This is a genomic window from Leptospira inadai serovar Lyme str. 10, assembly GCF_000243675.2.
In the GTDB taxonomy this organism is placed as follows: Bacteria; Spirochaetota; Leptospiria; order Leptospirales; family Leptospiraceae; genus Leptospira_B; species Leptospira_B inadai.
This window is the reverse complement of the sequence record NZ_AHMM02000025.1, coordinates 278,038-302,265: the sequence shown is the minus strand read 5'-3', so window position 1 is coordinate 302,265 and position 24,228 is coordinate 278,038. Positions and strand designations below refer to the sequence as shown.

Annotated in this window: 21 protein-coding genes; 11 read left to right on the top strand and 10 right to left on the bottom strand. The window is 44.3% G+C overall.

Going from position 1 to position 24,228, the window contains the following annotated elements:
• Positions 1–129 precede the first annotated feature (129 nt).
• From LEP1GSC047_RS17160 to LEP1GSC047_RS17125, 8 genes are read left to right on the top strand one after another with little or no spacing between them, the layout of a single operon-like run.
• Positions 130–1,062, top strand: a complete 933-nt coding sequence (locus LEP1GSC047_RS17160; protein WP_010416994.1) for an ABC transporter ATP-binding protein — start codon at positions 130–132, stop codon at positions 1,060–1,062.
• Between the two features lie 12 nt (positions 1,063–1,074).
• Entirely contained in the window at positions 1,075–1,803 is a 729-nt protein-coding gene (locus LEP1GSC047_RS17155) for an ABC transporter permease (protein WP_010416996.1), read from the top strand.
• Positions 1,800–3,737 carry a motility-associated ABC transporter substrate-binding family protein gene (locus LEP1GSC047_RS17150; RefSeq protein ID WP_010416997.1) on the top strand — a complete coding sequence of 646 codons (1,938 nt, stop codon included), beginning with the start codon at positions 1,800–1,802 and terminating at the stop codon, positions 3,735–3,737. Before LEP1GSC047_RS17155 ends, LEP1GSC047_RS17150 begins: the two co-directional genes overlap by 4 nt.
• Positions 3,727–4,821, top strand: a complete 1,095-nt coding sequence (locus LEP1GSC047_RS17145) for a hypothetical protein (protein ID WP_010416999.1) — start codon at positions 3,727–3,729, stop codon at positions 4,819–4,821. The genes LEP1GSC047_RS17150 and LEP1GSC047_RS17145 overlap by 11 nt, the downstream gene beginning before the upstream one ends.
• Positions 4,818–5,447: a hypothetical protein gene (locus tag LEP1GSC047_RS17140; RefSeq protein WP_020989129.1), complete on the top strand. Its 630-nt coding sequence runs from the start codon at positions 4,818–4,820 to the stop codon at positions 5,445–5,447. Before LEP1GSC047_RS17145 ends, LEP1GSC047_RS17140 begins: the two co-directional genes overlap by 4 nt.
• The gene (locus LEP1GSC047_RS17135; RefSeq protein ID WP_010417000.1) at positions 5,444–6,844 is read left to right on the top strand and encodes a UDP-N-acetylmuramate--L-alanine ligase; all 1,401 of its coding nucleotides are present in this window, start codon (positions 5,444–5,446) and stop codon (positions 6,842–6,844) included. The genes LEP1GSC047_RS17140 and LEP1GSC047_RS17135 overlap by 4 nt, the downstream gene beginning before the upstream one ends.
• Positions 6,841–7,866, top strand: a complete 1,026-nt coding sequence (gene pheS, locus LEP1GSC047_RS17130) for a phenylalanine--tRNA ligase subunit alpha (RefSeq protein ID WP_010417002.1) — start codon at positions 6,841–6,843, stop codon at positions 7,864–7,866. Before LEP1GSC047_RS17135 ends, pheS begins: the two co-directional genes overlap by 4 nt.
• Positions 7,867–7,876: 10 nt before the next feature.
• A complete protein-coding gene (locus LEP1GSC047_RS17125; RefSeq protein ID WP_010417004.1) occupies positions 7,877–8,296 on the top strand; it encodes an acyl-CoA thioesterase in 420 nt (139 codons plus the stop codon).
• A 100-nt stretch (positions 8,297–8,396) separates the two neighbouring features.
• On the opposite strand, the gene LEP1GSC047_RS17120 is transcribed toward LEP1GSC047_RS17125, so the two are convergent.
• The 6 genes from LEP1GSC047_RS17120 to LEP1GSC047_RS17095 all read right to left on the bottom strand — a co-directional run bounded on the left by LEP1GSC047_RS17120 (position 8,397) and on the right by LEP1GSC047_RS17095 (position 15,624).
• The gene (locus LEP1GSC047_RS17120) at positions 8,397–10,664 is read right to left on the bottom strand and encodes an ankyrin repeat domain-containing protein (protein ID WP_020989171.1); all 2,268 of its coding nucleotides are present in this window, start codon (positions 10,662–10,664) and stop codon (positions 8,397–8,399) included.
• A gap of 81 nt (positions 10,665–10,745) precedes the next feature.
• On the bottom strand, positions 10,746–11,906 hold the full coding sequence (locus LEP1GSC047_RS17115) for a hypothetical protein (RefSeq protein ID WP_010417008.1): 1,161 nt from the start codon (positions 11,904–11,906) through the stop codon (positions 10,746–10,748).
• A complete protein-coding gene (locus LEP1GSC047_RS17110) occupies positions 11,903–12,433 on the bottom strand; it encodes a TlpA family protein disulfide reductase (protein ID WP_010417010.1) in 531 nt (176 codons plus the stop codon). The genes LEP1GSC047_RS17115 and LEP1GSC047_RS17110 overlap by 4 nt, the downstream gene beginning before the upstream one ends.
• Positions 12,434–12,510: 77 nt before the next feature.
• Complete coding sequence (locus tag LEP1GSC047_RS17105) at positions 12,511–12,954, bottom strand: hypothetical protein (protein WP_010417012.1); 444 nt, start codon at positions 12,952–12,954, stop codon at positions 12,511–12,513.
• A 75-nt stretch (positions 12,955–13,029) separates the two neighbouring features.
• Positions 13,030–14,295: an acetyl-CoA acetyltransferase gene (locus LEP1GSC047_RS17100; RefSeq protein WP_010417014.1), complete on the bottom strand. Its 1,266-nt coding sequence runs from the start codon at positions 14,293–14,295 to the stop codon at positions 13,030–13,032.
• Between the two features lie 18 nt (positions 14,296–14,313).
• Complete coding sequence (locus tag LEP1GSC047_RS17095) at positions 14,314–15,624, bottom strand: 3-hydroxyacyl-CoA dehydrogenase family protein (protein WP_010417016.1); 1,311 nt, start codon at positions 15,622–15,624, stop codon at positions 14,314–14,316.
• A 384-nt stretch (positions 15,625–16,008) separates the two neighbouring features.
• Here LEP1GSC047_RS17095 and amt point away from each other — a divergent pair, with 384 nt between their 5' ends.
• The 3 genes from amt (at position 16,009) to LEP1GSC047_RS17080 (ending at position 19,721) form a co-directional block, all read left to right on the top strand.
• Positions 16,009–18,108: an ammonium transporter gene (gene amt, locus LEP1GSC047_RS17090; protein ID WP_010417018.1), complete on the top strand. Its 2,100-nt coding sequence runs from the start codon at positions 16,009–16,011 to the stop codon at positions 18,106–18,108.
• 148 nt (positions 18,109–18,256) lie between these two features.
• Complete coding sequence (locus LEP1GSC047_RS21730; protein WP_010417020.1) at positions 18,257–18,538, top strand: hypothetical protein; 282 nt, start codon at positions 18,257–18,259, stop codon at positions 18,536–18,538.
• A gap of 1 nt (position 18,539) precedes the next feature.
• Positions 18,540–19,721, top strand: coding sequence for an RlpA-like double-psi beta-barrel domain-containing protein (locus LEP1GSC047_RS17080; protein ID WP_010417022.1), 1,182 nt, complete (start codon positions 18,540–18,542; stop codon positions 19,719–19,721).
• 56 nt (positions 19,722–19,777) lie between these two features.
• On the opposite strand, the gene LEP1GSC047_RS17075 is transcribed toward LEP1GSC047_RS17080, so the two are convergent.
• The 4 genes from LEP1GSC047_RS17075 to LEP1GSC047_RS17060 form a co-directional block, all read right to left on the bottom strand.
• Positions 19,778–20,116: a 7(1) septoil knot domain-containing protein gene (locus tag LEP1GSC047_RS17075; RefSeq protein ID WP_103186175.1), complete on the bottom strand. Its 339-nt coding sequence runs from the start codon at positions 20,114–20,116 to the stop codon at positions 19,778–19,780.
• 27 nt (positions 20,117–20,143) lie between these two features.
• The gene (locus tag LEP1GSC047_RS17070) at positions 20,144–22,123 is read right to left on the bottom strand and encodes a M48 family metalloprotease (protein ID WP_039935714.1); all 1,980 of its coding nucleotides are present in this window, start codon (positions 22,121–22,123) and stop codon (positions 20,144–20,146) included.
• 201 nt (positions 22,124–22,324) lie between these two features.
• Positions 22,325–23,191, bottom strand: coding sequence for a heme o synthase (gene cyoE, locus LEP1GSC047_RS17065; RefSeq protein ID WP_039935440.1), 867 nt, complete (start codon positions 23,189–23,191; stop codon positions 22,325–22,327).
• Positions 23,192–23,195: 4 nt separating this feature from the next.
• The gene (locus LEP1GSC047_RS17060) at positions 23,196–24,134 is read right to left on the bottom strand and encodes a COX15/CtaA family protein (protein ID WP_010417032.1); all 939 of its coding nucleotides are present in this window, start codon (positions 24,132–24,134) and stop codon (positions 23,196–23,198) included.
• Positions 24,135–24,228 lie beyond the last annotated feature (94 nt).

The following is a 24,228-nucleotide window of genomic DNA, read 5'->3' as shown; positions in this document are numbered from 1 at the left end:
ACATTCATTCGGAACGGACTATTCTGCGGGAAAATGATTGACCCCCATCCCTCGGTGTGAGGTATTCTTTCCCAAACCGTCCATAAAGAAATTTCTCCAATCACCGGAATTTCCGGAAAAGAAAGCAGTATGATAAAAGTAAGGAACCTTTCCAAATTCTACGGAAAGAAACTGGCAATTGACCGGTTGAACTTCGAACTGAAAGAGGGCGAGATCGTCGGCCTTCTCGGTTTAAACGGAGCCGGAAAAACTACAACCATTCGAATTTTGACCGGATATCTGATCGCGACCGATGGAATCTGCGAGTTAGACGGTTTGAATACCTTTGAACACCCGCTCCAGGTAAAGAGAAAAATCGGTTATCTTCCCGAAACTCCTCCTCTTTATCCCGAGCTGACGGTATCGGAATATCTAATCTTTGCATCGCGAATCAAACAAATCGACGAAGAGAGTGTCCAATCCGAACTCGAAAGGGTCTGTTCGTTAACCGACCTCTCCGGTGTAAAAGATAAGGTGATCGAAACTCTCTCGCTAGGATTTAAAAAGCGCGTGGGTATCGCACAAGCGATCTTGGGAAATCCCGAAGTGATCATTATGGACGAACCGATTTCCGGTTTGGATCCTAGGCAGATCGTTGAGATCCGAAGCTTGATTCAAAACTTGCAGGAAAAACACACGATTTTGCTTTCGAGTCATATTCTTCCGGAAGTCTATAAAACGTGTAATCGGTTTCTATTCCTTCACAATGGAAGAATCGTGTATCAATGCGATCGATCCGAGTTGGAAAAAGAAATGGAAAATCTTTCCGGTTTGGAAGTGACTCTTTCGGGTAAACCTAAAGCGGAGATCGAAGCCTACCTGACCGGGATTTCGAATAAAGTCGGAGCTACGATTCGTTTCGTAGGAGAAGAGCCGCAAGGGATTACGTTTCTGGTTAATACCGGATCGGAAAGAAAATTCAAAGAGGAACTTTATTTCGGAATAAATTCTTCGGGAATCCTGCCGGAATATATACGTAAGCAGGACGTGACCCTGGAACAGATCTTTATGAACAAAGTTTAAGGGACAATATTGATGTTTCGTAATGTTAAATGGATTTTTTGGAAGGAAGTGAGGGTGTTCTTCGGAACCTATCTTGCTCCCTTAGTCTTGGGTGGTACGGCGTTCTTAAATTCCCTTTTTGTCCTGATTCTTAATTTTAATTCCGGGACGAATTATGCGGAGACGACGGTCGTAACTTTCATTTCCTTTATGAGCACGATTTTAATCGCGATGCTTATCGTTTCTATGGGATCGATTACGGAAGAAAGAAATCGAGGCACTCTGGAGTTACTCTTTACCGCTCCCGTGACCGACTTGGAAATCGTAGTCGGAAAATTTTTGTTCGGCGCCTTTGTTTGTTTGATCGTTTCGGTCTTAGTAGACGGTCTCTTTCCGTTATTCTTATATTTCTTTTGGAAAGCGCCTTTGTACATCGTCGCTTCCGGAACAATCGGAGTTTTTTTACTCGGATTGTTTACGTTTGCAGTGGGCTTATTCGGCTCGAGTTTGGGAAAGAATCAGATGATATCCATGCTGATTTCCGTTATGATTCTGCTGACGCTTTGGGTGATCGGGTTCTTCTCGTATCTTTTTGATGCGGTTACGAGAAAAGTTCTATTTCATTTGCACATTTTTTCCCATTTTATCGGGTTTTCGAAAGGAGTGCTTCCTTTGAACAGCATCGTTTTCTTTTTGAGCGGAACGATATTCTTTTTATATTTAACGGTCAAAGTTCTCGAATCTAGGAGGTGGAGAGGATGAAGAACGAATTATTTCGCCGAATTCTTTCCTGGGGATCCATCCTAGGTTTACTCCTCTTCTTTCCGATTTACGATAGCTTGGTTGCAGTCGGCTCTAAATTGGGTTTTTCTTTAGGAATTCTTGCCCTTTTCATCGCAGCAGGAAGTATTTCTTTTTTAATTCCTAAGAAAGATGAAACGGATATGAACCAACTGGTTTCATCCGGATTAGGAATCGGTGCATTAGGAATTTATTTTTTACGATCTTACTTGGAAGACTTCGCTCTCCAAAAGGGAGGTGCGGCTCCCGTTTGGATCTCTTCGGTCCGGGAATTCCTTTTAGTACTTTTGGTCCTTTTCGTTCTCGGAAGCTTTTTTCTGGGCTTATTACGAGAATGGGAAAGGGAATCGTTAGGTGCACAATCCAGCTTAAAGTCTTCGAAGCAGGGGCTGATTCGTGATTTCCTTTTAGGAACGGGAATTTTACTCCTGATCATCATCTTGGCGAACTACGTTTCGAGCATCAGAAATCATAATTTCGATTTAAGTTCCCAGGGACAGTTTTCCTTTTCTTTGGAAGCAAAAAAAATTCTGAAACAACTTCCGGAAGGCGAGCTTGATGTGATAGCCTTCTACCCGAGGCCTTTAGAAAGCTCGCCCGCCTCGGATAAGTCCAATTCGCTTGCTTTAAGAAGAATTCGCCCCGATCTCGAAATCTTGTTGGGTCAGCTTACCTCGATTCACCCAGTGTTTAAAGTTAAGTTCATTAATGCGGATGTGGAATTGGACGAACTCGCGGATTTCGGCCAAGTTTCGAATGGCATCGTGCTAGTGCGCTTTAAGAAAAAAGGCGCGACCGCCGTTGAAAAATTTCCCGAACAAAGAATCAGCGTAAAGGATAAGACCGACCTGGAAGATTTTGAAAGAAAATTCGTTCAAGCGGTCGTTAACGTAACCACAAGCGAAAGAAAGATCTACTTTACGGAATCGAACGGCGAGCGTTATTCCCAGGCATTTCAAAATTTACCGAATGAAAGATTAAATCGTCTCAGTGCAGGCTTGGCGTTTTTGAATTTCAAAGTTTTCGGCTTGGGATTCAAAGACGGATGGCCTCCGAAGGTTCCCGATAATGTGGATCTTTTAGTGATTGCAGGGCCGACGGTACCGTTAGGTCCCGAAGCTAGAGTCGCAGTCTTGGATTATGTTTTGAAACGAAAGGGTAAAGTTCTGATTACGATCGAACCTAAGGGAGGCGAAACTTTCGATTGGCTCCTACAAGAAGTCGGCTATAGTTTTGTTAAAACCGGTTTTTCTCAAATTCCATCCCAGCCGGGAGTTATCGTAACTAAATCCTTTCGTAAGCATCCGATCGAGGAATCTCTTTCCAAGAAAGATCTTGGAGTAGTATTTCCGTATTCCGGTTATTTTGAAGCTAAGGCTACTGCGGGAAATAAAAAAGAATTCGATTCCTATATTCTTTTAGAAAGCGGGGGAGATGCTTATCTCGACCCGAATCAAAACGGCAAACAAGATCCGGGGGAGGAAAAAAAGAATCTTCCGATCGGACTGGTTCTTCAAACGATCCAGAAAACCGAAACTTCTCCTGCGGACGTGATTCCGGGAGCTCCTCCGATCCCTTCCATTCCGAACGATTCCGCCGCTGAGGAGCAAGGAAGAATCGTTATTTATTCCGGAACTTCTTGGTTAACCGATCAATATCTTCCGTTCGCCGCAAACTATGAACTCGCCAGCTCCTCGACCACTTGGATGTATCAGAATTTAAGTCTGCCGGCAATTGCCCCCAAGAAAGAAGAGATACAAACGGTTTCACTTACGGACGGGCAAAAGAGGGCGGTTTGGATTTTGGGAATGTTCGTCTTCCCGGGTCTAATCGCAGGATTAGGTTCGATTTATGTGATTCGAAGAAGAAAAATCGGGAGGAAGGATGAGGACTAAGCTCTACCTTCTTTTCGGTTCGGTCGCTCTTCTCTTCATCGTATTTCTTCTAGTAGAAGATCGAAAGGAAGATCTAACCGAAATTACTTACTGGAAGTTATCGCTGGATAAATTGGAATATCTTCCTCCGAGCAAGGAATGGATGGACGATTCGGGAGAAACTTTCTATAAAACCCCTTTCTCCATCTCTTTGAAAGAAGGCGTCAAAAAAGGCGGACAATTCTTTCTAGTTTCCTCTTTGGATAAGGAAACCGAAAAGAAGATCGAGTATGAAGGCGGGTATAATGCCGAAAACACGTTTCGGGATTTAGGGCAACTTAAGGTAAAAGATTCCGAATCTATCGCCGAAGGTGTTCCGATATCCTCTTCGTTGGATTTGGGAGATGGAGCTCCTAGGTTAATTCTATACTCGGGAAATCGAACCAAGACTCTCCGTTTCGGTAAAAAACACTCGAACGGCTCGACCCGCATCGTACTAGAGGAAGGAACTCCTCGAGTTTTACTTTCGGCCTACTCGTATATTTTCGATCGATTCCAAAAAGGCCCGGATGATTTCCGCCAGAGACAACTTGTCTTTCCGGGAAAGGAATCGGTAAAGGAAATTTATTATTTAGAAGAAGGCGGAAAGCCGGTCCGTATCGATAACCATCCATACCAAGAAAACGGAGCTAAACGGAACTATTGGCGACGGGTTTCAGGAAAAATCATATTATTGGATCCTAACGTAGGCGAAGACTTATATCGAGCTGCGATTAATCTAAGAGTGGAATTATATCCGGACCAGGAAAAAGGAGCAGGCTTTAAAGTCGGCAGTCTACTCGCCCCCGAAGGATCGGACTCCCAATATTCCTTGGCTACAATGAAAATTTTGTTAACCGAAGGAGACGAGATTACGTTTCGTTTTCATAAACCGACGGAAATCGGAGATAAGAAATACGTTCCTACGATTAGAATTTGGAACGGAAGCTTTAGGGAACCCCCTTTTTACGTGACAGAGGAATCCTTTCGTAAAATCAAAGAGAGTGCGGGTCGGATAGAGCTGGCAGCACCGAAAATTTCACCTCCGCCTCCTAAGAAGAAATGATTCCAATATCCCAAATAGAATCGGTATCCGAAGTCGATAAGGCAAAACTTTCCCTCTTAGAGAGGTTATTTCGATCTCCCGAGGAGGCGTTCGATTTATATCTAAGAGAACCGCTATTAGGGCGAAAGGAATTGTTTCGATTGCATTATGCCCTTTGGATTTTGGGGCCGATCGCAAAATTTTCGAGTAACCTAATTCGCATCGCCTTTGAATGGATTTTTGCGGAAGAAGTAAGTACTTCTTTTTTTTCCGGGGTACTCGCTTCGATTGTCGTTTATCCGATCATATTATTCGTAGTATTTCAATTGGACGTTCTTCGGGTATTTTATAGAAAGATAGATCGAACGAAAGGGGAAAGTTTTCCTCCTGCAGACGTTTTAACGATCGCATTCCTTCCATTTTCCGCATCTTCGATTTTTTGGATTCTACCTTCGCCTTTCCACGCATTGTTTATAGGAATCGCCTTCTTATATTCCTATTATCTTTGTTTTGTAGGAATGAGGAGAGTCAGCGGCTCCGAGGCCGGAGAATTCTTAATTTTCTCCTTAACATCCGTCGCATATTTGCTTAGTCTTGCTCTGGTATTTACGATCTTATATAATATCTTTAGGACGCTATTAAATTGAAGATTCATCTAATCGGAATCGGCGGCATTGCAATGGGGAATCTTGCTTCGATGCTTCGGAGTTTAGGCCATGAAGTTTCCGGTTCGGATTCGGGTGTTTATCCGCCTATGTCCGACAAGCTAAAAGAATGGGGAATTCCTTATGCAGAAGGATTCGATCCGTCCCGTCTCAAGGGAAAAGATCTAGTCGTAATCGGTAATGCCATCTCTCGCGGAAATCCCGAAGTAGAGGAAGTTTTAAACGAAGGCTTGGAATATGCATCCATGTCTTCCGCTCTAGAACGCTATATTTTAGCGGGGAAGAAGGTCGTAGTAGTGGCCGGGACTCACGGTAAAACAACTACGACTTTCTTGATACACTATTTGCTCAAGGAGGCGGGATTGAATCCCAGTCTTTTTGTGGGTGGAATTCGTCAGGATGGTTTTCCCGGCTTCGAATATTCAAACGGCGAATATTTTATCATCGAAGGAGACGAGTACGACACGGCGTTCTTCGACAAAGCCTCTAAGTTTCTGCATTATCGACCTTTGTATGCGGTATTAAATGCATTAGATTTTGATCATGCGGACATCTTTAAGGATATCGGAGAAATCGAAACGATGTTTGCCCGCCTACTGCGATTAGTCCCAGGAAAAGGAAAAGTTTACTATTGGGCGGGGGCCGCTAATTTAAAAAAATTATGCAAGGATGCGTCTAAGTTTTTACGTTCGGAAGCGTTCGAATACAATAGAAAGGAATCCGTTCTCTCTTGGAAGAAGGGAAACTTGGTTTCCGGTCATCGAGTTCTTCGTCCCCGTTTTTTCGGGGATCATAATTATAGGAATGCCGAAGTAGCGCTTCGGGTGTGCGAAGAAATCCTAAAAAAGGAAGGTAAATCGGATCCAAGGTCGCTCTTGCTGGATGCGCTGGAAAAATTCCCAGGCGTTAAACGACGTCAAGAGATCTTATTCGAATCATCCAAAACGATAGTGATCGAGGATTTCGCCCACCATCCGGTAGCAGTCCAGGAGACGATTAAATCGGTTAGAAAAGCCTTTCCGGATCATAAGATCATTAGCCTTTTTGAACCTAGGAGTGCGACCTCTCACAGAAATGTTTTTCAAAAGGAATATTCCTTTGCGTTTAACGGTTCAACAGTAACGTTTATTACGGAAATCTTTAATTTAAAAAAGGTATCCAAAGAAAATCGCCTGGACGTAAAAAAATTGATTTTAAAGCTCCCGAAGCATTCGGGAACTTTACCGTTTTACTGTAAGGATCCCAAGGACTTGATTCTAAAATTAAGGAAAATCCTTCCCCAATTCGAAGGGGAGAAAATTCTGATCCTAGCTATGTCCAACGGGGCTTTCGGGGGAATTTACCCTTTACTTAAGGATATTGCGGGATCAAGAAAATGAATTTATCGGAAGAATTGGACAAAATCTATTCGGAGGCAACCGATCTCATATCCTCCTCCGCCGACGAAGCGGAATTGGATCGAAATAAAAACGAATATTTAGGCAAGAAAGGTAAACTTACTTCGGTTCTAAAAAACCTGGCCTCGCTTTCCATCGAAGAAAAGAAGACGATGGGCGGAAAGGCTAACGATCTTTCTCGAAGATTGGAAGATTTCGTCGTTCAAACTCGCGAGAATTTAAAATCGAAAATATTCGACGAACTTGCATCTAAGGAATGGTTCGACGTTCTACGTCCGATCGGCTCGGTCGAACCGGGGACATTGCATCCCATCTCCCATATCCAGTACGAAGTGGAGGATATTTTTACTTCGATGGGATTCGAAATTTGGGACGGTCCTGAAGTGGAAACCGATTTCAATAATTTTAGCGCACTTAACTTTACGGAAGATCATCCGGCGAGAGATATGCAGGATACGTTTTATTTGGACGACGGTAATTTACTTAGGACTCATACATCTCCGATTCAAGTTCGTGCATTACGAAAATTGAAACCTCCATTTCGAATTATCGCTCCCGGTAGGGTTTTTAGATATGAAGAAGTGGACGCTTCTCATGAGACATGTTTTTATCAAATAGAAGGAATGGTCGTCGGAAAGGATATCTCGGCCGGGAACATGATTTATACGATGGACGTTCTACTCTCAAGAATCTTCGAGAGGGAAGTTAAAACGCGTCTTCGTCCCGGCTTTTTCCCGTTTGTCGAGCCGGCTTTCGAACTGGATATTAACTGTCAGGTTTGCGGCGGTGTCGGCTGTTCGGTTTGCAAATATTCGGGTTGGCTGGAACTTATGCCATGCGGTCTCGTGCACCCGAACGTATTTAAATTGAACGGCTTGGACCCGGAAGCTTGGACGGGCTTTGCATTCGGACTCGGCTTGGATCGACTCGTGATGATGAAATATGGAATACATGATATTCGATATCTGCATTCGGGTAATCTCCGCTTCTTGAAGCAATTTTAAGGAACGTTTCGTGCTTATTACTCCGATTCAGACCCGTTGGAATGATTTGGATCCCTTTGCGCACGTAAACAATTCGAGATACGTTTCTTATCTTGAAATCGGGCGAGTCGATTACTGCCAAAGAAAATTCGCCGTCAAAGATATTTACGATGTTCCGTTTCTACTCGCCCGAATAGAGATCGACTTGCTCAAACCCGTGGAATTGCAACACCGAGTCGAGGTCGTCACTTGCGTTTCAAATATTGGAAATAAATCCTGGGAATTTACGTCCATCGTCCGCGAACACGATACGAACGTTCAATTTGCAAAAGCCAAGACTATACAAGTTTCGTACGACCATCGGACGAAGAGTTCCATACCTATTCCCGATTGGATTCGTAAAATATTAAGCGAAGATCTTGATGAGTTCCGCCTCGGGCTTAATTCATAACACCTAGTCTTAGACCTTGCTCGGTCGCTCACTTAAACGAGCATCGGGAAAGTTGACGGTTAGTTCTGCGTTTAAACATTTCGCTTTTCCGCGGATTCCGCTACTCCACGCAGTTTACCAAACATTGACCGCCGGCGGATCGTAGAATTTTCACAATATTCGGATTTTCGAATCTATTTTTTTGTACGGCCCAATCTAAGGGAGTCCATCCGACGTTATCTTTAGCATTAACGTTGGCACCCGCTTGTAAAAGCAACTTAGCGACCTCTCCGCTGCCGCTTTCGGCGACTTTATGTAACGGGGTCCAGCCGTCGTAATTTTTTAAGTTTACGTCGGCTCCGGTTTCCAGCAGTAACTTGGCCATTTTCGGTGCGCTAACCGCTCGGTATAACGGCGTCTCTCCGTCGTTCTTAATCGCATTCACGTCCGAGCCGACGCTAAGCAAAAGCTTAGAGACTTCGATGGAGCCTTGCCCTACCGCTCGGTGCAGAGGAGTTTCTCCGTCGCTATTCTTGGAATTTACCTCGGCCCCAAGCATAAGCAGCAATGCGGAAATATCAGGATAGCCGTAACCCGTCGCTTTATGAAGAGGGGTATTATCTAAAAAATCCTTGGAGTTGGAATCGGCGCCCTTTAGGACAGCTCTAATAATGTCATCGGGTTTTCTCTGAAAGACCGCATTGAACAGGTCCGAATCGGCACTGGGATTAGGCTGAATTTGATTTCTTGCGATTCTGACCGCATCAGGGCTGATTAAGATCTGCTTATTTTCGATTAACCTTTCGATTGCCGTGGTACCGGATCCGTTTTGTCTAGAATTCGGATCGGCACCGATTTTGATGCATGTATCGATTTGTTTTTGAAACTTCTTATCTATCCCTTCGTGAAGTAGTTCGTCCGCTCTACCTTGGTCGAATATAACTTTTCCTGCATACGAATAGGCTTTGCTTCGTAAGGTGTTATAATTCCTGATTAGTTCGTCGGTCGCGAATTCGGATCGCGTCAATGTTTCTAAGCCTAATCTCAGTCCTTCTTTGATTCGCTCAATATATTGCCTTTTTCCCTTTTCGTCGGTCTCCAAACCTTCGGAAATATAATCCTTTTCTAAAGTCTGAAAAATGCCGCCTAACTTGCTATGTAAATAGGATCTTCCGGTCGCCTCCGAGGCGCTGATTTTCTTTTCGATCCGGGTCTTTAGGATCTTGTACGATTGAGTATTAGGCCGTTTGGACGAGAGTTCCGCTCTAACGAAGCGGTAGGAGAGGGTAGCGCTAGTAAAATCGAAATTCGAATACTGGGAATCACCTTCTTTTTCGATGTTACTAAGAATCGCGATATCTAATTTTTCCACTCTATCTTCGATAGCTTTTTCCAAATCTTTTGTCCGATAAATTTCCTTAACCTTGGAATGATAATCGCCGAAAATTTCCCTATATTTATCTAAGAAGGTTTTTAAGTTAGATCCGGGAATAGCGTTGGCTGATTTTAGCTGCGCATCGATAAAGTCCAGTTTGCCTTTGTATATGAATATATAAGAATTGGCGATTCGAGATCGAATTCCCTTTAGGTAGTCTTTTATTTCATTTTTAGACTTTTCCGTGAGACGATCTTCGATCGTTAAAAGAACCGTTTCGTATATCGAAATGGATTTCTCATACTGTTTATTTTTAGCCGCAAGGTCGGCCGCTTCCAACGCTCCCGTCGCGGCTTCTATAAATCCTTGCGCCCCGCTATCCGAGGTCTTGAAATCTAGAACATTTATTTCGGTGCCTTGAGCTGGATCTATTCTTAGCGACGGGAAGTCCACGTTGCTCGGATTTGAGAGAGAGATCTCGGCGATATTCAAGGAGTATTTTGGATCGATTAGTTTTCGTCCTGCCTCCGCCGCATAATAATCTATTTGAAATTCTTGAAATTCAAAATCAAAATTCGTTTTAATCGTATAGGTCAATAATTTAGGATCGCGAGTCTGGCTACGCAAATAAACCTTAAAACCGCGGGGAGAACCGGATATTTCCCCGGAAACAAGTATATCCGCATCGATTGCATCGGCAATTTGAGTCATACAGATTTCGTCGCTGCAATTTTGTTTTTGCTTCAGTTCGGCTTGTCGAAGCAGAGTCGCAATCGAATCATCGTCCGCAATATTATACTTTCCTTCGTAGTTACGCAGGATCGAGTTTATAATTCCGTTCCTTAGACGATTTTCCAGAGCGGATGGAATATTACGCTCCAGTTTGAATTTATGAACGTATATTTTAGGTAAAGGATTCTCGTTGGCTAGGATGCCGGAAAATAAAGAAGGATGGATAAGGAAAAATATCAGTAAAGCAGGAATTGCGATCGAATTTCTATAAAACCGTTCCATGAAACGACGTTTAATCCTTAAATATAAATGAAATGTGTAAATCGTTAAATGCAAGGAATTAGTAAACATGCCGAGCAAATCTTATTCCGATCTTCGAGGATTTAATGCCTTCTCCACTTCGATAACGACGGAATTTCCCTGAATTTCCTTGCTACGAAAGGTAATTCCTAAGCGATCTTTATAGTCGCGTAGATAAGAATAAAGTCGTCCCGCATTAAAGAGAGCTTCGATGTCCAGAAGTATTCTACCTTTGGAATCTCGTCCTCTTTCCGTTACCGAATTAATTCCCCGGATGGAACGAATCGTTTTAGAAATATCCATATCCACAAACGTATCGTAATTCATTCCTTCTATCGTTAGATTGATCGTATATCCTCGTTGCCATTTATTTGCGAGCCGTTGTTTTAAAGAAGGAACGAGTGCGTTTAATATTTGCTCGATGGCTTTTTCCGATCCTACATTTAGATCGATAGCGGGATGACCGCCTCTAACGGTATCCGCGGCTAGAATCCTCTGTGAACGGGTTTCGATAAGTTTATAGTTAAGACTGGCAAACGTACTTAGCATGTCTGAGCCGTCGACTATCGTTCCACCCTGTCTTACTTCATAGAAACCTAATAGGACTAATTCGCAATTTTCGTTTACTGCGGATTCTATCACTTTATTTCGGAATATTTCCGATTCGATCGATTGGGAATAATTTTTGGTTTTAGAGGAAATTTCCGAAATCTTATCCTTATTTAAAAATTCGAATCCGGGAAAAAAGGAAATGAACCTTGCTTCGGCTCTAGTATTTCCCGCTTCGATGGTCTTATTTCCGATCTTCTCGGAAATAAGAACCAAAATGCGAGGTTTCCCTAGAAATTTATACTGCTCATCCAAGGCGTTCCCGATCAATCTTTTGCTGACGTAACCGGAAGCCCTTAGTTTGACGCCGTCTCTTAATTGTGTATCGGATAGAATTTTAAAATTTCGAATTAATCCTTCACGGGAAGATTCTACAAAATAACCTTTCGAAGTGGAATCTATGATGATCGATTGAGATTGCACGAGTTCTCCAAGGATCATGCCGATCATTTCCATTTTAACGTTACGTTCGGCCTCCTCTCGATCGGCTCCTCGGGCCTCGGCTTCGACGTATCCTAACTCGTTCGGAATTTCCTTAGTTTGATAATATATGCATCCGAAATTGAAGTGCAACAGGATAAATAGGAAATTGAATAAGAGGAGATTCTCTTTCACTCGTATCTTCCGTTTTGCTCGATGGCCAAAATCATGCGTCGCCAGTTCTCTTCCGTATATCCGGATCCTGTAAAAAGGATCTTTCTGCTTTTATCAAGAACATAGCTAGTAGGAGTTCCTCGAAATCTAAGATGTTTCATGCTCGTATTTAAGGTATCGTACAGAATTTCTGCCCGTGTGCCTACCTTTAAGGTAGCGGCCGTTTCGATTGCGCTATCGAGAGTGTCTTCCAAAAAAACGATCCACAGCACTAGCCTGGTTCCTTGCTTATTCGAGGAATTCCAATTTTCGACAAAGGATACGAGTCTCGGTACTTCCTCTTTGCAGGGGATACAGGTCGAGCTAGTGAAATTTACGATCAGTAATTCCTTCGGTTTTAATATCGCAAGTTCTTGATAGAGCGTTTTACGTTCTTGAGCGACGGTATATAAGGGAATATTGGAAATCTCTTCCGAGAACGCCTTTCCCGTCGCGAAAAATAGTAGAAGTAGAACGAAGCTGAGGAGAATCTTTATTTTCTGGCTCATACCGGATAGAAAACTAAGACCCGGCTTTCGACGTATTTCCTCCGCAAGAATCTTCGTTTTCCCGCGGATAAGTCGGTTTAATACGTCTCTTCCTCCTCGGAAGAATACGAATAGATCAAGCTAGCCATTAAAATAAGGACGGATTGATAAAAAACCCAGAGCCAAGCGATTTGGGTGGGAATTGCCCTTGTGAGATGCAAAATGGAAAGTATCGGAGCCACGAACGCGGCGACGGAAAATACGAATCCGGCTAAAATTCCGCCAAGAATTCCGACCGGGAGGGCGGCTCTTGCAAACGTGATCATTAGGCCGAGGAAGAATACTTGAATCAGATCGGCTACGATCGGACCTATCCAAAATATTTCCGTGATCGGAACAAAGAAGGATCGAAACAAAGGATCATAATAAAATACGGAAAACAGCAAGGTTCGTAGCGGGACCGACAATACTTCCCAAAACCCGAAAGCAACGAAGAACCTTAGCAGAAAACGATTCCAATCTTTAGAATTACGTAGACCCATTCAATCAAACCCCTTCGTTTGAAATAAAAAAGCCCGGGACACCCGGGCTTTTCCATCCTTTTTTATCGGAATTTATTATTTTCCGAGGATGAACACATAATTGGTGGTTGCCGATCCGCCGATGTTCAACATCAAACCGTTTTTGGCGCCGTCGATTTGGTAATCACCCGCAGTATCGGTAACTTGCTTGTAAAGGTCGAGCATCATTCGAACTCCGGAAGCTCCCACGGGATGTCCCGCTCCGATCAATCCACCGGAGGTGTTAATCGGTTTTTTTCCGTCGAAAGCGATTACGCCGTCTTCGATGGCTTCGTGCTCTTTACCGGGTTGCGTGATTCCAAAAGCCGAAATTGCCGCATACTCGGAGGAGGTAAAACAGTCGTGGGTTTCGAATACGTCGATGTCCTTCGTATTTAATCCTGCCCGATTGTATGCGTCTTTTACCGTCTGGCGGGTCCAAGGCAAAATCCATTTTTCGCCCTTAGATTCCGCAACTTTCGCTTCGAATGTAATCGGGGCAACCCTATGCCCCCATCCTTTAATTTTAGGATAGGCGGAAAGTTTTTTTCCTTTCTTCTTCGCAAACTCTTCCGCGTAGTTTTTGTTGGCAAGAACGACTAACGCAGCCCCGTCGGTGACTTGGGAACAATCGGTGATACAGAGACGACCGCCGACAGCCATATTGAATTCCCCGCCTCTTGCATCCGCATGTTCCCGGTTCATGAACCAAGAGCGTGTTTGCGCCTTCGGATTTCTTTTTGCGTTTGCGTAGTTGATCTTGGAAATTTCCGCGAGCGCTCCCATGAAGCGTTTTTCTTCCAGCTTGTAACGTTCTAGAATCACATCGGCCAATTTTCCGAATAGTTTCGGGAAGGGAAATTGAACTCCCCGAGCTTCTTTTTCATAATAGGCCGCGGTTCCCAAAAAGTCTCCGCCTACCGAAGAGGAAACGGTCTTCATGATTTCCAGGCCGACAACGATCGCTACATCATAGTCTTTCGAACGAAGTTTCGTCTGAGCTGCATCGAGAGCGACAGAGCCAGAAGCGCAGGCCGCTTCATAACGTGCGCTAGGAACTCCGTAAAAGCAAGGATCTACTTCTGTCAGGAATGCGCCCATGTGACCTTGTGTCGCATATTGCTCAGCATCGAAGTTTCCGACAAAAACGCCGATACGATTTTGCTTGTTGAGTTTTTTGATTTCTTCCGGGGTTAGACCGACTTTCTCAAGTCCGTCTTGGATAGCTTCCCGAAACATGGACATAAAAGTCTTTCCTTCTTTCGTCCAGTTGCGTTGGAAGTCCGTCTGCTCCCCGCCGAGTACGTAAACGTTATCCTTCATAAAATCTTTCCTCCCCGATTATCCTTTAAAAAGAGAACGAGCATCCAGGATGTCCTTCAGTTCATAGAAGGGTTTCCCGGCCTTCGCTTTTGCCAAAACATCCGGAACGGGAAGTTTTGCCTTAGTAATTAGACCGATCGCTTCTTTCGGTCCGCCCAAGAAATCTACAAAGGCCGAGGCAGGAGCCCAGTTGAATCCCGTTCCCATCGCCAGATCGGCCATTTCTTTAGAATCCACAACTTCGCCTACGATGGAGAGAGAGTAGCTGATATAGCGTGCGATAAAGTAACGAGCTAAGTCCGCTTCCAATCCTTTGGCTTCTTTCACGATATTCATGGCACCGATATAGTCCGCTTCTCCGATTTTGCGATTCGCTTCCTTAATGAAAGGGATATCGAATTTAGGGACAGGCACATAAAGATCACCCTTAATATCGTAGTAGAGTTTTTCTTTTTTTCCGTCCGGAGTTTTGGCCATCTTGAAAAGACCTTGGCCGGACTTACGTCCGAGATCTCCACGATCGATAAGCTTTTGAAAATAGCCCGGAAGTTTAAACGTGGAATGCGCGGCGTCTTTCGTCATTTCATACAGGTTATCGACGATGGCCTTATGAACGTCTAAGCCTACGAAGTCCGCAGTATCCAAAGGAGCCATTGCACGACCGGTATAACCGCTCATGATCGCGTCTAAAAGTGCGATACCGCCTTTGTCGGAATATTCTTCCGCTTTCTGAGCGACTTCGTTTATCAATTGAAATCCGATTCTGTTTCCGGCAAACGCGGGAGTATCGTTCGTATAAACGACGGCGCGTCCCAAAACCTTTCCTAGATACTCGCCCAATTTTTTGGTGACTTTCTTATCGTTTCCTTTGTGAGTGACAAGCTCGCAAAGAATCATTTTGTAAGGCGGATTGAAGAAGTGGGTTCCGTAATAATGTTTCTTTCCGTCTTCGTCGAAAGCGTCGGCTAAACGGGCGATCGAAAGTCCCGAAGAAACTGTGGACACGATCGTTCCCGGTCTCCGAGCTTTTGCTATTCTCTTATTGATAGGTTCTTTTACTTCGTAGCTTTCTGCGACCAATTCGAACACCCAATCCGATTCGGCTACGGCCTTTTCTAAATCTTGGTCGTAAGAACCGGGGATTAAGCGTGGGCGAATTGTATCCGTTTTGACCGAAGCTACCGCTTTCTCGATTCCTTCTTTAGCTTTGTTAACGTCCCGAGCCAGCATATGGACCTTAGCCTTTCCAAAGGCGGCCACGATCGCGGCGGATCCGGCGCCCATAGTTCCGTTTGCGCCGAGGACGGTTACGGTTTTGATTTCCCTCATGAAATTATACCAACGTCTAGGTTATTTTAAGTATAATCCCTGTTTAAAACAGGCTTTCGAGAGGGAAAGGCTTTTTTCATCTTATAAATGGCTGCTTTAGGCGCTGAGGGACAGAGTTTGTAGAACGGACGTTACGTTCGAAAAAAAAGACGTTCGGTATACGAGTTGATTTTTGAAAAGTAAATTGAAATCACAGGTATTAGATCGTTTATAGGTTCGGCCTTTCTATCGCCTAAGTATCAAAAACGATCCTCTCCCGATTTCGAAAAAAATAAGACCTTCCTTTCGAGCTTGCAAGGTAAAGGAATTCCAGGGTATTCCGATAAACGCGACATTATGTGAATTAGAAATCAAAGATTCGTTTAGTGAGAAGAGGAGCCCAAGATGCCGACCGATAAAAGTTTGCTGGATATTTTATGGATTTTGGTCTGCTCGGGGCTTGTCCTCATCATGCAAGGCGGGTTTTTAGTTCTAGAATCCGGCTTAACGAGGGCTAAGAATTCCATCAATGTTGCGATAAAAAATGTAGCCGATTTTGGAGTAGCCACTCTTCTTTTTTACTCCTTCGGCTTTGGCCTGATGTTCGGGACATCTTGGTACGGATTATCGGGCACATCTCGATTTTTTCCGGATTTTTCGGAAGGACAGGCCTGGGGTTCGACATTTTTCATTTTCCAGCTAGTATTTTGCGGCACTTCGGCGACCATTGTCTCCGGCGCGGTCGCCGAGCGCTTAAAATTTAGTTCGTACATGCTAGCGACGGCTCTCATTTCGGGAATCATCTACCCGATCGTAAATCATTGGTGTTGGGGCGGAGGATCTTTAGAAGAAAAGAACGGTTGGCTTTCGCTTCTCGGATTTCATGATTTTGCGGGATCAACGTTGGTGCATAGCGTGGGGGGATGGGTTTCGCTCGCATTATTATTGGTTGTAGGTCCGAGAATCGGACGATTTCCTAAGGATGCCAAACCACAGCAAGTTACGGGAAGTAATCTACCCATGGCGATGCTAGGAGGGATTCTTCTTTGGTTCGGATGGATGGGATTCAACGGAGGGAGTACGCTTTCGTTTAACGAGAAGGTTCCGGGAATTATTTTAAACACGGTTGTAGCCTCCGGCTTTTCGATGATGGTCGCCATGCTCGCCGCTTGGCTACTCAAAGGTTTTCCGGAAGCCACCGCGCCTCTTAACGGGTCTTTGATCGGGTTGGTCGCGATTACCGCCGGCGCGGACTGTCTCACCCCGATTCAATCGGCGATTGTAGGGACGATCGCCGGTCTCCTGGTATATCCGTCCGAATTTCTTCTAGAAAAATTGAAGATCGACGACGCTGTCGGAGCTGTTCCCGTGCATTTGGTCGGCGGTATTTGGGGAACCTTGGCTGCCGGGATTTTTGGAAATCTCTCGATCATGCAATACGAAACGGGGAGGCTTTCACTCTTAGCAATCCAGTCCTTGGGTATCCTTTTAGTCGGAGCCTTCTCATTCGGAGTCGCGTATTTGGTTTTCCGCCTTTTAAATCGGTTTTATACTCTGAGAGTAGACGGTGATGAAGAGCGAATGGGATTGAACGTATCGGAACATAAGGCTACCACCGAGCTCATCGATCTCTTTTTGGCGATGGATTACCAGAGAAAAACGGGGGACTTGGCAAAAGACGTTCCGGTAGAGCCGTTTACGGAGGTGGGACAAATCGCCGAGAGATACAATCTCGTTCTGGGTAAAGTTCGGAATACCCTGGCGGAAAATGAAAAAGCGAGGCAAGAAATTTTAGAAGCCTACGAAAGAGTCAGTTTCGAACAGGATCGAGCCGAGAAGTTGTTATTAAACGTACTTCCCCCTTCGATCGCAGCCGAATTGAAGCAAAATGCCGGCTTGATCGCCGACAGTTATCCTAATGTTTCGATCTTATTCGCGGATATCGTCGGATTTACGCAGCTTTCTTCGAGTATGAAGCCGGAATTCGTCGTTAAACTTCTAAATCAAATTTTTTCTCATTTCGATATCCTTGCCGAGAAATACCGATTGGAGAAAATTAAGACGATCGGTGACGCGTACATGGCCGTAGGAGGCTTGCCCATTCCGGATAAGGACCATCCTCTACTTGTAGCCCATATGGCCTGGGATATGAAAGCTCTTCTATCTCGATTTAAGTTAAAGAAGCTCGGCACCGGGTTAAGCATGAGGATCGGGATCAATACGGGACCGGTCGTCGCCGGCGTTATAGGAACGAAAAAGTTTATTTATGATATCTGGGGTGACGCGGTAAATCTAGCCAGTCGTATGGAATCGCATGGGATAGCCGGTGAAATTCAGGTTACGGAATCGACTGCGGAAGCTATCCGGTCCGATTTCGAGTTGGCGGAGCGCGGAAGTATAGAAGTTAAAGGAAAAGGGTTTGTGAAAGCCTTTATTGTGAGGCGCCGAATTCGTACTCCGGAGCAAAGTCTTAGTCATTTAAACTTTTCCCTAGGCACAAACTAGAGGTTGTATTAAAGATTCGCGAACCGTTTAGCATGCTTTAACAATTGAAAAGCAAAAAAGGTTTTACTCTTTTTGGTCGAGGTCATAGGAGTGGAAATTTGTTAGTGGAATTACGGAAGGATTTCCAGCGATACAAGGAGTATCTCCCATGGTAGCTAAGAAGAAAGCAAAGAAAAAGGCCGCCCCAAAGAAGAAAGCGGCTAAAAAGAAAGTAGCAAAGAAAAAGCTCGTTAAAGCCCCGAAAAAGAAGGTCGTCAAGAAAGCAGTCAAGAAGGTGGCAAAAAAGAAAGTCGCAGCTAAGAAGCCGACGACCTCTCCTCGTCCTGCCGCTCCCGCACCTGCACCGGAAACTACTCCGGCACCGAACCAAGGTTCTCTTTTTCCTTGGGGAAATTCAGGCAATTCAGGGGAAGGAGAAGGCAACCCGTAAGTTGCCTTCCTCGAGTAAAACCCTAATCCCGTTCCCTACGCTTCGTAGGGACGGGATTCTGGCAATGCTCTTCCTAAATTTCTTCCTCATCTCGATCTCATCTTTATTTGCCCAACCTTCGACTCAGTATGCAAAAGTACTCTGTTTGCGCTCTAGTTCCGGCTGCGAATGCACCAACCCGATTACACAATCTTTAACTCGTCTTTTTCATGGGGAAGCGGTCATCGTCGATTCCTCGCTTACCAGAGAAGAATATGCTTCCGTTCGAAATGCCGACAAACAATGCCTGTTTCCCAGGAATAATCTCAAATTTCTGACGTACAAATCCGGGTTTCAACCCATGGAAACAAAAAAGGATCATTCCCCTAAATCGCTGGAATTTCTATTATCCGGCGCGGATCTGAAAGAGATCGCAAATTTATCTCCGATGAATTTAGGGCGATATTATCCCACCTATTATCATCTAGCGCTGGAAGAAGCGTACCCCGGGACGATTGTTTCCGTCATTTCCCCATCGGGAAAAGAAATCGGGAAGGCCTCGGCCTCTTTTTTGGAGCAAGTCCGTTGGGAAGGGAGCGGTATCGCGACGGATGGGACCAAATATCATTTTGCAGGGGATGGGAGATACGAGACTTACGATTTAGAATGGGGTTGGGGTGCAGGACACGGTTTTCAGGTATTTCCATACCGAACCCTAGCCGTGAGTTTTAAGGACTTATGTGCAAAAATCGGAAATCGAATTCCTAACTGTAATAAATCCAAAGTGATCGGAAGTCTTGCCTTGATTCCGAAAATCAGAGAGAAACGAATTCGTATGTCCAATGGAAAATTTCACGACGGTTTCTTTTGCATTAACGACACAGGTTCTCCCGCGTATATTCGCGGAGATCGGATGGATATTTTCGTAGGAACTCACGGGGGAGGAAGTCCTTACCAACCGAAGGAACTTTCCCGAAATATATTTTTAGACGCCGGAATCCAACCCTTAGTTCCTTGGGATTGGAGATTTTACACTTCCGAGAAGGAACGAGAATGGTGTACCGAGGATAGGCTTCCGGAGGATCCGTTTTCACCCAAGTCCGGAGAATGCGTTTCCGACTACCATGCGAATGCTCCCGAGAAAGGAATGGAATTGCATGTCTTCTTTAGAAAGGACGGAAGTTTGGTTCGTTGTAAGATCTGAAGGAGTCGATCTCCCCGATTTTTCCTCATAGAGGGCCTTAATTATCGAGAGAAAGGCTAATTCAATCTGCCTCGATATCGGTTGGATTTTTTCCATCCGGCATCGGTTTTATATTTAGTGATATAGGCGATCAAATCAGCGCTCGATTTACTCGAGGTGACGGACACTTTCGCATTCGCATCCGATGAGTGCTTCGTATAGTACCAAATTTCATCCTTACCCTTAGCATCATACCTATGTTTAGTTACATAAACTACGATATCCGCGTCCGATTTGGATTTGGTAAAATATACCTTTAAGTCGGGAGATTGCAGATGGCCATCCGTTACATAAATTTCTCCGGAAAATACGGGTAGCGTCAAAAACAATCCGCCTATTAAAATAAGCCGTTTCATAAATCCTCCACGATTCATTACGAAATCTTACTGAATAATCAATACTTCTATTTTTCCTTTTTTATTGTATTTAACGAAAGTATCCCCATTTTCATAATAATCGTGAAATTCGCCTTGTTTCTTATATTTAGATCCAAGGAATTTTTCCACCGTCGGTTTCGTTGCGCCTACCGTGACTCCATTGCCCAAGCCGGGACTGGATTGCCCAAGAACTTTGACCTGAACTACCTGCCCCATATCTAGAACGAACGCAGTGTCTTTAGTATCGTAGATGAAATATTCCATACCGCTGGATTTGTCCGTCTGGATCCGTTTCGGTTTCCCCCAATTTTTCAAAAGATCCTCTAATTTATCGCCCGGGCCGACTCCTCCGACTTTCAAGGTCATTTTGGAATCCTTTGTCTGTGGGGGCAATTCGATGCTCTGAATTTTAGCCAATACCTTTGCCCAGCCGGAAGTCGAATCGTAATTATTCAGATAGTAGCTTGCCAAATTTTTGGATTTGGCATCTTGGCTAGCATATGATTCCATAAGCGCGATATTCAGAATAGGAGTGAAATTTTCATAAATATAATCGGGATCGACCCGCTGTTTCTGAGCCGTCGAATTGACGATCGTCTTTAGGTATTCCGCAACTTGGGGATTCTTGGAACTTTGAGCTAAAAGATTATTAATCTTTTGATCTATCGAAATTGCCAGTCGATTAAAAAGTTCCCGCGCTTCCTCCTTACGGTTGGTCCAGAATAGCACGACTCCCAAATTATTGGCTAGCGGGACGGTCCCCTCTGACTGAAACGCTTTCGTCGCGATATTTACCGCCACATCCAAATCTTTGTCGTCGGCCGAATAGGAAAGTAAAACGGCGTAATTGGATAGAAAATAAGGATCGTCTACTTGTATAATTATTGATTTATAATATTCTAAAGCCTTATTGTAAGCCGCTTCGTTACCGGGCACGGTTCTAAAAACGGAACGTTGTTTCTTTTCTTGGGGAAAAATCATACTGTCCCGAAAGGAAGGCATATCGATCACGGGTTTGACTTTGAGCTCTTCGGTTGAAACCGTGGCCATCCAAATTTTATGCAGGCAAATCGCCAATGCCTTACTTAAATAAATGTTCTCAGGATAGCGCTTAATCGCTTCCTCCAAACTAATTCTGGATTGATCTAGATTTTTGCCTAACTGGATATCGTCGAAAGTTCTCTCCATTGTCGCCAGAAAGGAATATAAATCCTTCTTATCCGTATTTAAACGGGACAGGCGTTCGTTCGGAGAAGGATGGCTGGAAAAATAGTAGGATCCTACTAATTCGGTTCTAGTTTTATCCGCTTTAGACGCCGCTAATGAATCCTTGTACGATTGCTCGACTTCATTCAACGCCTGGAGAGTGACCAACATATACTCTCCACCGTAGCCGGCCCTATCCAATAAAAATAAACCGGTTTGATCCGCGTCAAGTTCCTGCTCTTGAGAAAATTTAGTGTTTTCGAGAAAGGCCTTCCCGGCTTCTTCGTTCTTCAAAGCATAGAATTTTTTTACGCTATTTAAGACATGTTTATTATAAAAATGTGATAATTCGTGGGAGAGCACCCCGGCAATATATCTTTCCCGATGGAAATCGAGGTTACTCGCGGCGTTCGCTTCTCGTTGCGAAATGATCTGATCCAAAGAATCCAAAGCGCCCGAATGAATGCAAAATTGGCCGCCGGCCATGGCAAACGCGTTAAAGGAGGAATCTTTAACGATTTTGTAAATTATCGGAAAGGGAGGATTTCCCGAATTTTGAGATAATCTGGCAAATGCGGAATCGATCGATTTTTTCCAATCTTTGTAATCGGGTAATACCGTCTTAGATTTGATCAGATTCGAAAACTGAACGTTGCTCTGTCGGACTAGCTGGGCGTAAAGTTCCGAATCGAATGAAATTTCCCTTTCTTGCGCCGCTGCCGAAAATGCGGCGCTAAAATAGAATAATGCAAAGAGCAAAAATTTAGACGACTTCAGGATGGATGTTTCTTCGTTTGAAAGACGCATATAACGGTGGCTCCGGGAGGGAAACATACCCGCCGAAATTTCGAATGTCAATCGGAAACTAAGCAGGAAAGCCTGTTTAGAACTAGTTCAATAAATTATTACCAAAGATATCCGCAAGAAAGGTTTAGAAGATTGGGAGGAAATTTCCGAAAAACGACGCGAGAAAATTCGCAATCAGGTAATTGCGTGGTCCACTAAAATTATGATATTAACCAAGAAGAGGTGTACGATGCTAAAAAAGAAAAATCCTCTAGCGAATTTCGGTTCCGGATTCAAAAAGAGCTTAATGGAAAGATAAAGTATCGCCGCACTGAGAAAAATTGCGGAGGCCATGTACAGGACGCCCATACTCGGTTCGGCCCAATAGAACGCGATAACCGAACCGATGTAAAGAACCGTATAAAATAGGATCGACCTTACGGTTTCTTTTACGCCTTTTACGACCGGAAGCATCGGAAAGTTTGCGTCACTATAATCCTCTTTTAGAAAAATGGCCAAGGCCCAAAAATGTACCGGCGTCCAAAGAAAGATCATTAAGAATAGAATCCAGGAAGGTAACGGTAATGAATTGCTGACCGCGGCATATCCGATAAGCGGGCCGACGCAACCTGCGACTCCGCCTATCACGATATTTTGATGCGTTCTCGGTTTCAAAAGTATTGTGTATAAAAAAACATACGCGATTAATGCGGAAAATGCGCAGAGAGCGGTTAACAAATTTGCATAGTAGTAAAGGACGGTGAACGAAAGTCCCATCATTATGAATCCTACCGTTACCGCGGTCAAAGAACTGATTCTTCCGGTCGGGATGGGTCGATTTGCGGTCCGTTTCATTTTCGCGTCGCGATCCTTTTCGATGACTTGATTGAAGATGAAAGACGCCGAAGACATTAGAAACGTTCCGAATAATGTCATAAAAACCAGTAAAGCGGTCGGCGGCGTTTGGGCGCCTAAATATAAACCCGGAACGGCAGTCGCTAAAACCAAGGACGATACTCTTGGTTTAATCATCAGGTTCCAGTCGGAAAAAAAGTGATTCATAACGTTAGGAAACCTGTTCCTTTGTCAATTCCCTTGCACGAAGGATCCACACCGCATAGAGTGCGGAAAGCAAAAGGACTGCAACACCGGTGTGAGTCGCGGTGACCAGTTTCGGCAGTTTATACAGTACATTAAGAATGCCTAATAGGAATTGAAATAGAACCAGCGCAACGGAAAGTCTGATATACTTCTTCACCTTCGGCGAAAAGTCTTTCAAGGTTCCGTAAAGATTGATTACAAGGACGAAGAGTAGAACCAAATAAGCTCCGAAACGATGTTGGACCTGGATGGCGGTTTTTTCTTCATACACGCTAGGAATCCATTCTCCGTTACAAGTAGGGAATTCGGGACAGGCCAAGCCCGCATAATGAGAGCTGACTCTCCCGCCCAAAATAATTTGAAGGAATACGAGTAAGAGGCCGATGAAGATTACGATCTGTTCTTTTTTGAATAAACTTTTAACGGAAATAAATTCGTCGGAAGGTCCGTCCTTCTCGATTTCCAATGCCTTTAAATTCGCCGTAACGATGCAGAGTAAAAATAAAATCGCATTCAAAAGGTGGAGATTTACCGAAATCGGATCTAATAATAAGGTCACCGTCAACCTACCTAAGTTCGCTTGGGATGCGATCAAGAGCAGGCCTAGAATGAAAAATTTCAGAAAAGGACGCCGTAGTTCCTGAGAAGTCGCGGTCCAAACCGTTCCGCCGATCAGTATGAATCCTAAGATCATGGAATAATACCGGTGCCCGACTTCCATAAAAATCCCGAAATCGAAATCCGGGAATACTTTGCCGAAGCAAAGTGGCCAGTCCGGACAGGCTAGGCCGGAGTCCGTGGCTCGCACTAGAGGGCCGTATAGTAAATTCAGAAAAATCAGCACCGAATAGATGATTAAAAAGAGGGTGAATTTGCGAATTTGCGAAGAGCTCGAATTTGCCATTTAGGAATTTCCCGGTTGTGGTCGCCTTCGATTACCATACTCAATGCGGCACATATGGGGGCAAGATATTTGGGACTTACTTTCTGATTCTTCT